This is a genomic window from Providencia sp. Je.9.19 (assembly GCF_051129765.1).
Classification (GTDB): domain Bacteria; phylum Pseudomonadota; class Gammaproteobacteria; order Enterobacterales; family Enterobacteriaceae; genus Providencia.
Window position 1 is genome coordinate 844,945 of sequence record NZ_JBCPSS010000001.1, and the last position, 12,286, is coordinate 857,230.

13 protein-coding genes are annotated in these 12,286 nt (G+C 37.8%); 7 read left to right on the top strand and 6 right to left on the bottom strand.

The features are described 5' to 3' along the window. The first annotated feature begins 104 nt into the window (after positions 1-104). The 3 genes from yebS to AAZR93_RS03960 all read left to right on the top strand — a co-directional run bounded on the left by yebS (position 105) and on the right by AAZR93_RS03960 (position 4,026). Positions 105-1,331 (top strand): membrane integrity lipid transport subunit YebS, encoded by a 1,227-nt coding sequence (gene yebS / locus AAZR93_RS03950; protein WP_434719034.1) that lies wholly within the window; start codon positions 105-107, stop codon positions 1,329-1,331. Continuing rightward, entirely contained in the window at positions 1,306-3,645 is a 2,340-nt protein-coding gene (locus AAZR93_RS03955) for a PqiB family protein (protein WP_294349871.1), read from the top strand. Before yebS ends, AAZR93_RS03955 begins: the two co-directional genes overlap by 26 nt. A gap of 147 nt (positions 3,646-3,792) precedes the next feature. Further along, positions 3,793-4,026 (top strand): DUF1480 family protein, encoded by a 234-nt coding sequence (locus tag AAZR93_RS03960; protein ID WP_294105946.1) that lies wholly within the window; start codon positions 3,793-3,795, stop codon positions 4,024-4,026. A 388-nt stretch (positions 4,027-4,414) separates the two neighbouring features. On the opposite strand, the gene AAZR93_RS03965 is transcribed toward AAZR93_RS03960, so the two are convergent. The 4 genes from AAZR93_RS03965 to ftnA form a co-directional block, all read right to left on the bottom strand. Further along, positions 4,415-4,765, bottom strand: a complete 351-nt coding sequence (locus tag AAZR93_RS03965) for a YebY family protein (protein WP_294105944.1) — start codon at positions 4,763-4,765, stop codon at positions 4,415-4,417. A gap of 67 nt (positions 4,766-4,832) precedes the next feature. After that, positions 4,833-5,729: a copper homeostasis membrane protein CopD gene (gene copD / locus AAZR93_RS03970; RefSeq protein WP_434719035.1), complete on the bottom strand. Its 897-nt coding sequence runs from the start codon at positions 5,727-5,729 to the stop codon at positions 4,833-4,835. A gap of 1 nt (position 5,730) precedes the next feature. Continuing rightward, positions 5,731-6,117 carry a copper homeostasis periplasmic binding protein CopC gene (gene copC / locus AAZR93_RS03975; protein ID WP_294105939.1) on the bottom strand — a complete coding sequence of 129 codons (387 nt, stop codon included), beginning with the start codon at positions 6,115-6,117 and terminating at the stop codon, positions 5,731-5,733. 289 nt (positions 6,118-6,406) lie between these two features. Then, entirely contained in the window at positions 6,407-6,910 is a 504-nt protein-coding gene (ftnA, locus tag AAZR93_RS03980) for a non-heme ferritin (RefSeq protein ID WP_294105937.1), read from the bottom strand. A 295-nt stretch (positions 6,911-7,205) separates the two neighbouring features. Here ftnA and AAZR93_RS03985 point away from each other — a divergent pair, with 295 nt between their 5' ends. Next, on the top strand, positions 7,206-7,436 hold the full coding sequence (locus AAZR93_RS03985; RefSeq protein WP_294105935.1) for a DNA polymerase III subunit theta: 231 nt from the start codon (positions 7,206-7,208) through the stop codon (positions 7,434-7,436). Positions 7,437-7,528: 92 nt separating this feature from the next. Here AAZR93_RS03985 and yebF read toward each other — a convergent pair whose 3' ends face one another. Together yebF and AAZR93_RS03995 are read right to left on the bottom strand one after the other, a co-directional pair. Next, positions 7,529-7,894 carry a protein YebF gene (yebF, locus tag AAZR93_RS03990; protein ID WP_294105933.1) on the bottom strand — a complete coding sequence of 122 codons (366 nt, stop codon included), beginning with the start codon at positions 7,892-7,894 and terminating at the stop codon, positions 7,529-7,531. A 201-nt stretch (positions 7,895-8,095) separates the two neighbouring features. Further along, complete coding sequence (locus tag AAZR93_RS03995) at positions 8,096-8,359, bottom strand: YoaH family protein (protein ID WP_294105931.1); 264 nt, start codon at positions 8,357-8,359, stop codon at positions 8,096-8,098. A gap of 154 nt (positions 8,360-8,513) precedes the next feature. On the opposite strand from AAZR93_RS03995, the gene pabB reads away from it, so the two are divergent. From pabB to AAZR93_RS04010, 3 genes are all read left to right on the top strand, one after another. After that, entirely contained in the window at positions 8,514-9,884 is a 1,371-nt protein-coding gene (gene pabB, locus AAZR93_RS04000) for an aminodeoxychorismate synthase component 1 (protein WP_434719036.1), read from the top strand. Further along, entirely contained in the window at positions 9,877-10,437 is a 561-nt protein-coding gene (locus AAZR93_RS04005) for a CoA pyrophosphatase (protein WP_294105925.1), read from the top strand. The genes pabB and AAZR93_RS04005 overlap by 8 nt, the downstream gene beginning before the upstream one ends. 293 nt (positions 10,438-10,730) lie before the next feature. Then, positions 10,731-12,095, top strand: a complete 1,365-nt coding sequence (locus AAZR93_RS04010; protein ID WP_294105922.1) for an L-serine ammonia-lyase — start codon at positions 10,731-10,733, stop codon at positions 12,093-12,095. The last annotated feature ends 191 nt before the right edge of the window (positions 12,096-12,286 follow it).

Below are 12,286 nucleotides of genomic sequence, written 5' to 3' on the forward strand. Positions count from 1 at the left end.
AAAAAATCATCAATAAGAGTAGCGTTAAGGTTACCAATTTGTGACTTTGTCGTAAATTTTTTTACACTAGATTACATCATAGTTAACCCATACAATAAGCGCATATGAATCAAAGTAATCATACTGACATGATTTTGCAACGCTGTTGCTACTGCAACCAAAAAATACATTTACCTAACTTTAGTGTACGACAAGTCATTGTTTGTCCACAATGTTTAACTCAACTCGATGATGGCCGCTCGTGGTCATTAAATCGCTTATTGATACTTGCAATCACCCTATTAATGCTTGCTCCTATCGCTTTTTGGCAGCCATTGATATCGATTAATTTGCTGGGAGCACAGATTAACGCCAATGTTATCGAAGGAATAAGGTTAATAAATCAACAAGGCGACCCTTTTACCGCCAGTATTGTGGCTTTTTGTGCGATCGTTGCACCATTATTATTACCGACCTGCATTATTTATTTATTTATTGGTCAACGCTTAAATTTAAATCTACGACCGATTTTATTAATTCTTCGCCACCTAAAAGAGTGGGTGATGCTCGACGTATATCTTATTGCACTTGGAATTGCGTCCATAAAAATGCAAGACTATGCCACGGTATATATCAATAACGGCTTAATTGCTTTTATTACAATGTCAATTGTCAGTTTATTAATCATCATTCACATGAATATTGATCGGCTTTGGCAATATTTTTATGTAGTAGAAGATGCACCTAAAACTGAAAACACGTTGACTTGTACTGCTTGCCATTATACTGGGGTTCCTAATTCACAGGGGAAATGCCAACGTTGCCATCGCCCTTTACATTACAGAGAACCACTCAGCCTCCAAAAAACGTGGGCAGCTTTACTTGCCGCAATAGTATTACTCATTCCTGCAAACTTATTACCTATATCAATTTTTTATCTTAACGGAAAACGTATAGAAGATACCATTTACTCAGGCGTTGTTTCATTAATCGACTCAGGAAATTGGCCTATTGCCATTATTGTATTCATTGCCAGTATTCTGGTGCCATTTATTAAAATTATCATCATGATATTGCTACTATTTTCAATTCAGTTCAACAGTAAAACTGATCCTGTGTTACGCATGAAACTGCTTAAAATTGTTTCATGGATAGGCCGCTGGTCCATGCTTGATCTATTCGTGATTGCATTAATGATGACACTCGTCAATCGTGACCAGTTAATGTCATTTACTATGGGGCCTGCGGCCTTATACTTTGGTACAGCTGTTATTTTGACCATACTGGCCGTTGAATGGTTAGATAGTCGTCTTATTTGGGATTCTTATGGAAAATCAAAATCAACAAAATGACCCTTCTGAACCCGTAGAAGATGTCATCTTACGCAAAAGAGTCAGTATCTCACCATTTTGGCTACTCCCTCTTGTTGCAGTATTTATTGCGGGTTGGCTTTTATTTCAGCATTGGGTAGAGAAAGGAACTGAAATCACTATAGAGTTCTCATCTGCTCCCGGTGTTGTGGCAAATAGAACACCCATCCGATACCAAGGTGTCGAAGTTGGCCTTGTCCAGTCCGTGACTATCAGTAAAGACATGAAAAGCATTATCGTGACGGCAAGCGTCAATAAAGATATGCGTTCAGCACTCACATCAGGGACGAAATTTTGGTTGGTCACACCGAAAGCCTCCCTTGCAGGCGTTTCAGGATTGGATGCTTTAGTGGGGGGGAACTATATTGGTATGTTACCCAATGCAGGAGATGAACAATATCAATTTGTTGCGCAAGATAGTCCCCCTCAGCTCAATATTGATGACGGTGAATTGCTCATTTATTTGACAGCTAAAGATCTTGGTTCACTCAATGAAAATTCGGCTATTTATTTCCGCAAAGTCCCTGTCGGTTATATCTCTGATTACTCTATTTTACCGGATGATAAAGGCGTTTCTATTGCCGCCGTCATTGAGAAACGCTATGCCAATTTAGTTCGAGAAAATAGCCAATTTTGGAATGTATCCGGTGTTGAGGGTGAGATTAATTTAAACTCCGGTGTAAATGTAAAAATGGAAAGCCTTTCCGCTGTAATTAACGGCGCGGTTTCATTTGATTCGCCATCAGGGAGTAAACCTGCACAAGAAGGCCAACAATTTGTATTGCAAGCCAATAAACAAGATGTAAAACAGCACCAACAACAAGAGAAAGATAACCTTCGCCTTTCTTTATGGGCTCAAGATACCTATGGCGTCAATGATGGGCAACCCATTGTTTATCGCGGTATCAAGATAGGCGAAGTGTTACAACGTCACTTATCTGATGAAAAAGTGAGTTTTAATATCACTATTTTTGATGAGTATCGTCATCTTGTAAAAAATGACAGCAAATTTGTGGCTAACAGCCGCATTGATATGCAATTAGGCCTTAATGGCATACAATTCCAAGGCGCTGCACCTCAAGAATGGATTGAAGGTGGTATTCATTTACTTCCCGGCAAGGGGAAAGAACCACTTCCTGATGAGTTCCCATTATACCGCAGTGACGACAATGCCAAAGCGGGTATCCTCGGGTCTGCACCTCCAACCACAATAACATTGAATGCATCGAGCCTTCCTGATATTCAAACAGGTTCTGTCGTACTATATCGTCAGTTTGCGGTCGGAAAAATTATTGCCATTAAACCGACCGATAGCAGCTTTGATGTCAAAATTCACATATCAAGTCAATATCGGCATTTATTAACAGATAAAAGTGTATTTTGGGCTGAAGGCGGTGCAAAGGTTCAGCTCAATGCAAATGGTTTAACCGTTCAAGCAGCCCCTCTTAGCCGCGCAATAAGCGGAGCGATCAGTTTTGATAATATACAAACGGGCTCACTCGACTCCGTTCGCCAGCATACACTTTATTCGACAGAAACTGCGGCAAGAGCAATTGGAAGTGCTGTCACATTAACCACATATGATGCATCAAAATTATCTGAAGGTATGCCAATACGTTACTTAGGGATCAATATTGGTCAGATTGAATCGCTCAAACTATCTGCTGATAATCATGAGGTCAGAGCTAAGGCCATCCTCTACCCCGAATATGTGCAAGCGTTTACTAAACTCGGCAGCCGCTTTGCGATAGTAACCCCTGAGTTATCCCCTGCTGGATTTAATAATTTGGACTCCCTGCTACAGCCTTATATTAGTGCTGAGCCGGGTAGAGATAATAGAAATCGTTACCAATTTGAATTACAGACTGCCAATATTACTGACTCTCGTTATTTGGATGGTCTGACTATCTATCTTGATGCTAGTGAAGCAGGTTCAGTACAAGTTGGCACTCCAATCTTATTTAGAGGCTTAGAAATAGGAACTGTCACCAGTTTATATTTGGGAGAGCTTTCCGATCGCGTTTATGTGGTAACGCGTATTGGCAAAGAGTATCAATATTTGATCCGTGACAATACCCAATTCTGGTTATCTTCAGGGTATAACCTGACCTTCGGCCTAACGGGCGGCGTAGTGAGAAGTGGGACATTCAAGCAATTTGTCCGTGGTGGTATTTCTTTAGCAACACCGCCTACTATACCACTTGCACCTAAAGCTAAAGGTGAACAACATTTCATTCTAAAATTAGAGCCACCTGCAGATTGGTTAGACTGGGGAACCGCTATTCCTAAGAAATAATCCCTATCGAGGTGCATGCTTGCAATGCATTGCACCTCCCTTACTTTTCAAGTAAAAAAATATTTTGGAAATCACTTCCAATTATACTATGCTTAATTCTGTTGGCCTGAGTTTTTCAACCTTAAAATTGACGATAGAGGTATAGCTATGAGCATAGTGACATTGAAAATATCATCCTATGAAATAAATGATGCCATCATGTCGAGTCAAAAAAGCGACACGATAAGTATTCCTTGTGATTCCGATACGGATTTTTGTATGCAATTAGATGGTTGGGATGAACATACCAGTATTCCCGCGACTATTGATGAGAAGCCTGTACTACTCTATCGCCATCACTACGATAAAGATAACCACCATTGGATAATGAAGTTAGCTTAATGACGCCATGTCATAATGATGAGTTATTTTTATGCAAGATATGATGAGCAGCAAACTAATAGGCAAAAAAAGAGGCCTGGTAGATTCCGATTACCTGGCCTTGGGAAATGGCTCTGGCAGAGCCGTGCGCTAAAATTGCCATTGAGACGTAACAAAGTACAATTTAATACTAGCCTTCAACTCACGTTCTTACCACTTTAATTAGCCATTATTTTACATATTATTAACACAATTTATTGCTTAATTTTCTAAGATTGAACTATTTGTTTAATAGGTTATACCTATATGTTTAATTACTCAAACCTTTCAATTTTATAACCAATTAATAAATAACAGAAAAAATACAATTAAGTTGTATTTAAAATAATTTGAAATGGATTTATAACTACTATTTATTATCACACAGCTTTTGAGCTTCAATTTGCAATGGCTTAATTCGCTCTGCCGTTGTCTTATCTGTATCCTTTGGCGCCAATAAGATATCAATCGGTTGTGCTTTTATTTCTTTTTTCTCCATGAGGGATGTTGCAATATCATTCAAAGGATACTGCATCAAGGTTGCTGGATTAATAACAACCATGGCACCATTACTGCGACATTCCAACATCACTTCTTCTCGTGTAAACGGCCATTCATCACCAAACTGTTTTTTACTCACAGTTGTCAGCGGTGCAGCAATAGCAGAACCCATCATTATTCCGCTGAGTAATAACGAACAAATAATTAATTTGTATTTCATTAAAATGACCTTGTAAAAATGATAAAGCAACTATTATCAGCCTATTATACTCGATTTAAATAACAAATTAAGCAGGCTGATATGTTGCAAATATAGAAACTACCAATATAGCCATTGTACCAAGCAATAATTCAACCCAGCTATTAATAATCAAATAATTTACACGTCCCTTCTGTTTGATACTTGGTACGACGATATATCGATTGACCAAAGCAAGTAACACCATCACGCTGACTAAAACTATTTTTAACCATAGTAATGATTGATACTCAGTAGCTGAATAAACAAAAGGCCAATCAGGTAACAACGTCATTGAACTAATCACGCCAGTGATCAGTACTAACCCAACCGCAATGTGCCCTATTCGCGAAAAACGCGTCATAGTGCATATGATTTGTTTATCAATTCCTGCCACCAATTCTTTTTTATGGCGTAAAAATTGTATACAGATTAAAAATGGCCATAAGCCACCAAACCAATATGCAGCACTAATAAGATGAATAAATTGATTAAATCGATGAAGTGTTCCAGTTAGGCCATCGTACATTGCCGCATGACCAATAAATGCATGCAAACCTAACATCACAATAGAAAGCATAAGAACGAGGTGTAATCGAATTTTCATTGGACGAATAAATATTACGCCAAATAAAATAACTGAACACAATAATTCCCAGCGCCAAACCTGGCCGAAATTTGTACCCAGTACACCCTGCCAAACGCTCCAATCGAGGGTATCTTGCCATCCATCACCCATTAATCCCGCTTGTGCAAACATCCAAGCAAATGCGGTTATTGATGAAAGTGCCGCACTAAATATAATACTTTTATTTAGATAGCGGCTTAACAAGTAACTAAACTGGCCATAACTAAGTATAGCCGCAAAAATTGACATTCCACACATCAACATTGCAGCTATAAAATGAACAAAGCGAATGAGCGTATAAAAAGCTTCCAGTGACATATTATTTCACAGTGAAACTATATGTTCCTTTAGTTTTATGACCATCCACAGAAACAACACTCCAGTTGACATCGTATTTACCGATCGCAAGCTTATCTTCAATAGGAACAATCACTTTTGTATCATTAGCTGGATCAAGAGTAGCTTTACCGGTTTTAATATTTTGACTTTCAGGGCCAACGATATCCACCTTAGTAAAGTTAATTTCTATTCCTTCAGAGAAATTCAGAGTAATGGATTCTGGTACTTGCTCTACCGCGGCGCCTTCTGCCGGTAGCTGATCTTTTAGATGAGCATGGGCAAAAGCTTGTTGGAATGACATGCCTAAGAATAGAACAGCAATAGCACTCAGTTGACGCCATGAAGATTTAATATGGTTAATTGGCATTATAACCCCTTAATTTGCAGGTGAATTTAGATTTATTGCCAATCATTATACGGAAAAAAAGCAGTTTTACCGCTTAAAAGAGAGATTTAAAGACCTAGCATGTGAGTTTTAACACAAAATGAAAATAAAAAAGCTTATCGTTCATACCTCAAGCGGTTTAACTACAGATTTATATAACAACTCGGGGCACATAAATAACTATGTGCCCCGAGTTTAATTATCTTATCACTCAGGTTCCCTAGCAATGATAGGAAACTAATTGAGTGTTAACCGACTTTATCTATAGTAGCTAGATATGCGCAGCTGTTGACATGTTCTTGAGATCTTTATCCAGCAAGAATAGTGATTTACCTGATTCTCCCACCATGTCCAGTTTATCAAGAACAGATTTAAACAATTTTTCTTCTTCATGCTGTTCAGAAACATACCACTGCAAGAAGTTAAATGTTGAGTAATCTTGAGTACTCATCGCCAAATGCGCTAATTTGTTGATCTCAGCAGTAATAAGCTTTTCATGCTCATAAGTTTGGGCAAATACATCACCAATTGATTTAAAATCAACTGGCGGCTCATTAATTTGACCTAGGCGTGGCAAAGCACCGGTATCACTAAGGTAATCAAATAAGCGTTGCATATGCTCCATTTCTTCTTGAGAGTGTGCTTTCAAAAATGCAGCTGCGCCTTCGTAGCCTTTATCACTACACCATGCACTCATTTGCAAATAAAGATTTGCAGAATAAAACTCAAGATTTAATTGCTCATTTAATTTTTTAATCATGTCAGTAGTTAACATATTTATACCTTATTGGTTAATAACTCATGGTGCTATTATGCACAGTATTAAAATAATTAAAACCCCAAAACAATATTAAAACAAAAAAATACAAATTACTGATTATTAATAACATTTAGTAAGAAAAATAATAATCAATCTCATTATCTTTCATCATTTTTTAATCTATATAATCAACGTAATAATAGGTTAAATATAGGCGATTTAATCTATTATTTAAAATAAATGTATTGAGATTTTTTCTCATTTAATTGCTAAACTCTCCTGAGATTATATTTAATTGCAGAGATCCGACATGAGCCATAACCTAGCTTTGCTACCTAAAGATGAAATGGACAAAATCAATACCGACCTATTAGCTTCAGGAGTCGCATTTAAAGAACGCTATAATGTACCGATCATTCCTGAGGCCGTTGAACGTGAACAGCCAGAGCATCTTAGAGAGTATTTTAGAGAACGTTTAGTTTATTATCGTCAATTATCTCAGCATTTTGCTCGTCTTCCCTATGAGCCAAGAAATCGCTAGAATCACACATTATATTTACAGATTAACGTTATAAATGTGCATAAAAAAGGAGAACCTAATGATTCTCCTTTTTATTAATGCATTGTAAAACCCTAATTAAGGGTATTATATGTAATAGTATCTTGCTCACAATCAACTACAACTCGATATTGTAAATCTGATTTTGAACCTCTTACCGTTAGCGGTATTGTGTAACCCGAGTCAGTTTTAGTGACGTCATTATCATTAACCCACGCGATCGCTTTTTTACCTAATATCGCTTTCTCATCAGCCCAACGCGGTAACCGGTTATTAATAAAATCTTTTTTTACCTGTGCCGCAATTTGTGGTTCGGTTAGATTTTGACAACTGACAAACGCAGCCGCTTTACCTTCGTCCTTATTAACACTCATAGCAACAGAACTAAAAATCAGAGCACAACCACCTAAAATAACAGCTATTTTTCTATTAACTTCCATACTATTCTCCGACACCCATGCTACATAGGCTAAAGTTTAATTAGTTTTACTACTCATTTATGGATTAGTGATATTTTTATATCCCTATTTTTAAGACACCTTTAATTTATTCTTTAAAGTATTTCTTATGAGCAGAATGCGTTAACTAATCTTAAACTTATCAGATTTACACATAAATGTTAATAGGATGTTTATTTTGTATTAATTTTCGTATTCACCGTCATCTTCATCTGAATCGTCGTTTTCATCTGTATTTTCATATTCGTTCGCATTATTATCTTCGTTTGCATCTTGTTCTTCAAAGATAGCGTGAACTTGTTCTCTTCCTTTATGGCTCTCTCTAATTTCCTGTGCAATAATTGCAATGGCTTCACCACTACTCATTCCATCGGCTATGAGTTGATGAATTTTGTCGACGGCTTCTTGCTGTTCTTCATGGTTTAGTACTGGGATGCCTGAAAGCATGTTAAAACCTCATTAATTAAAGATTAAAATTAATTGTACAGAAGTGAATTGTGCAAATTTTTAATTAAATTTTAACAGTTCTTGCCTTATTAAGATAAGATTATATGTTAATCTCACACTATCCACTTACGAAACCTAATTTTAGCTCACCATAATGGTCATCAATAAAATTCAATTACCCTACAGCCCTGATGTGGCAATCGATTTATTTACTCCCTTAGCGCACCAGCCCTGGGCTATGCTCTTACATTCAGGTAATGCGCAACATTCACATAATCAATACGATATTATTGTTGCCGATCCTGTAGCTACCATTATAACAAGTGGCGGACAAACAACAGTAAATGAAAGAAACGAAAACGCTTATATCCCTGATGATGCACCGTTTGAAGTCCTTCAACAACTTATTGATAAATATAAAGTACCCAAATTAATTGATACAACACTTCCTTTTAATGGCGGTGCCATGGGAATTTGGAGTTATGATTTAGGCCGTTATATTGAAAAAATTCCAGAAAGTGCAGGCACTGATATACAATTTCCTGATATGGCCGTTGGTATTTATTTATGGGCGGTAATCATTGATCACCACAATAAAACGGTGACATTAATTAGTTATGATGATGCAGACTCCCGATTAACTTGGTTAAAAAAGCAAAAAGCACCGCGTAAAAACACCTTCAAATTGAGTACAGCTTGGCAATCGAATATGCCAAAAGCGCTTTATCATCATAATATTATGCAGATCCATGAATATTTACGTAATGGTGATTGCTACCAAATCAATTTAGCTCAAAGATTTAAAGCTAAATATAAAGGTAACGAATGGGATGCATTTTTAACTTTAATAGAAAGTAATCGTGCACCTTTTTCTTCTTTTATACGACTCCCCGACAATGCTGTCATCAGCATTTCACCCGAGCGTTTCATTTTATTAAAAAACGGTGAAATTCAAACTCGCCCTATCAAAGGGACATTACCCCGATTAGATGATGCAGAGGCTGATATCGCTCAAGCTGAGAAACTGGCTAACTCGCCGAAAGATCGCGCTGAAAACTTGATGATAGTAGACTTACTACGCAATGATATTGGCCGTGTTGCCACTCCAGGTACAGTCAAAGTTCCTGAATTATTTGTCGTTGAAGCATTCCCTGCGGTGCATCATTTAGTCAGTACCATTACCGCAACACTGAGTCCCCAATATACAGCAACGGATTTATTACGCGTTTGTTTCCCGGGCGGTTCGATTACAGGTGCCCCTAAAATCCGAGCGATGCAAATCATAGAAGAGCTTGAACCTCATCGCCGTCATGGCTATTGTGGCGCTATAGGCTATATTAGTTTCTGTGGCAATATGGATACCAACATCACTATCCGCACATTATTGACTTATAAAAAACACATTTTTTGTTGGGCGGGTGGTGGTATTGTTGCAGATAGCCAAGCGGATAAAGAGTATCAAGAAACGTTTGATAAACTGTCTCTTATTTTGCCTTTACTGGGAGAACTAAACCTCGATGACTGAACTGAATGATTTTATTAATCGCTTTCAGTTTACATTACCACTTGCCCGTCAACCAATTAAACAGACGGGTAAGTCTGCTGCCGTTTTATTGCCAATTATTAACAAAGCCAATCCAACGTTACTACTAACGCAACGCTCCCCTCTACTACGCTCACATGCCGGACAAGTTGCCTTTCCTGGTGGGATGAGTGATCCAGAAGATAGCACTATAATAGCAACAGCCCTACGAGAGGCCTATGAAGAGGTTGCTATTCCACCAGAAAAGGTACAAGTTCTTGGTCAACTCGCGCCAATGCAAAGTTATGGTGGATATCAAGTCACTCCGGTTATTGGTTTATTGCCGGATAATCTCACTTATCAAGCTAATCCTAGCGAAGTATCTTCTATCTTTGAAGTTCCTTTATTTGATGCGTTATCTATCCAACGATATAAGTACATAGATATCAAACGCGCTGGTCGTCCAAACCGAATATTCTTCTATTGGTACAATGGACACCTCGTTTGGGGTCTCACCGCCGCAATTATCCATCAATTAGCATTACAACTTAACTAAACACCCTCGCTTTACTGTTCTGATATATTTACCATAATAATCAAAAATATTTAGCATAAACGTCTGGGTGGCATTTTTATCTAAATTATTTTTTCATAGACAATAATTCTTGTTTCAACGCTTTTTAAACTTAATAAAATACAATTTGTGCTATTAATGACCAATTCACCTAACGAAACTACCTTATTTTAAAAAATACTTTAAACTTACTGGTTAACACTACTAAATAACAGTAAAGTAGCGCCTTTTAAAATAAATCACTATATATTCATCTTTTTTTTAAGGAGTCCTGCGTGATAAGCGTTTTCGACATGTTTAAAGTGGGCATAGGCCCTTCAAGCTCTCATACTGTTGGTCCAATGAAAGCTGGGAAAGAATTTGTCGATGATTTAGTAAGCAAAAAACTATTATCAGCCGTCACTCGCATCTCTGTTGATGTGTATGGCTCATTATCGCTTACTGGAAAAGGGCACCATACTGACATCGCAATTATTATGGGGCTAGCGGGTAATTTACCTGCCACTGTCGATATTGAATCTATCCCTGCCTTTATTGCTAATGTAGAAAATACTCAGAAACTGTTGCTGGCAAATGGCACACACTCTGTCGATTTTCCTCATGAAGGCGGTATGAACTTTCGCCAAGATAATCTTTCATTACATGAAAATGGCATGACTATTCATGCTTTTGCTGGCGACAAAGAAATTTACACCAAAACTTACTATTCTATCGGTGGTGGTTTTATCGTTGACGAAGAACATTTCGGTCAATCGACTACAGATAGCAAACCCGTATCTTATCCTTTTAAATCAGCGGAAGAGTTATTACTTAACTGCAAAAAATCAGGTTTATCGATTTCTAGCTTAATGATGAAAAATGAGCTGGATTTGCATGCTAAAGATGAGATATATGCCTATTTTGGCGATGTGTGGCACACCATGCAATCTTGTATCGAACGCGGTTTAAATACTGAAGGTATTTTACCTGGACCTCTAAGAGTTCCACGTCGTGCCCCTGCGCTTAACCGACTCGTTACATCGTCGAGCAATCTTTCAAATGATCCGATGAATGTGATCGACTTGATCAATATGTTCGCTTTAGCCGTTAACGAAGAAAACGCTGCTGGTGGCCGTGTTGTCACAGCCCCAACTAATGGTGCTTGTGGTATCGTTCCAGCAGTATTAGCTTATTATAATCACTGTATTGAGCCTGTTACCCCTGAATTATATCTACGCTATTTCCTTGCATCAGGGGCGATTGGTATTTTGTATAAAATGAACGCCTCTATCTCTGGCGCTGAAGTTGGCTGCCAAGGCGAAGTTGGTGTTGCATGCTCTATGGCAGCAGCAGGCTTGACAGAATTGTTTGGCGGTAGCCCAGAACAAGTCTGTATTGCCGCTGAAATTGGTATGGAGCATAATTTAGGATTAACTTGCGACCCAGTAGCAGGACAAGTTCAAGTTCCTTGTATCGAACGTAATGCCATTGCTTCTGTAAAAGCCGTCAACGCTTCGCGTATGGCATTGCGCAGAACCAGTGAGCCCCGCGTTTCACTCGATAAAGTTATTGAAACTATGTATGAAACAGGCAAAGACATGAATGCTAAATATCGTGAAACATCTCGCGGTGGTTTGGCAATCAAAGTTCAATGTGACTAAGTTTCTTAATGATTTTTGCTACTGGTATGATCAAAGCAACATTAACTTAAGCTAGACTTATTTTCCAATACATAAACCTTCTCAACTATTTTCATACAAGAAAAACATAGTTGGGGAGGTTTTTTATTCTAATCATTAAAAACTCTTTTTTAGATTCGATAAAAAAGAATTCTCAAATCATCTCGTCATTT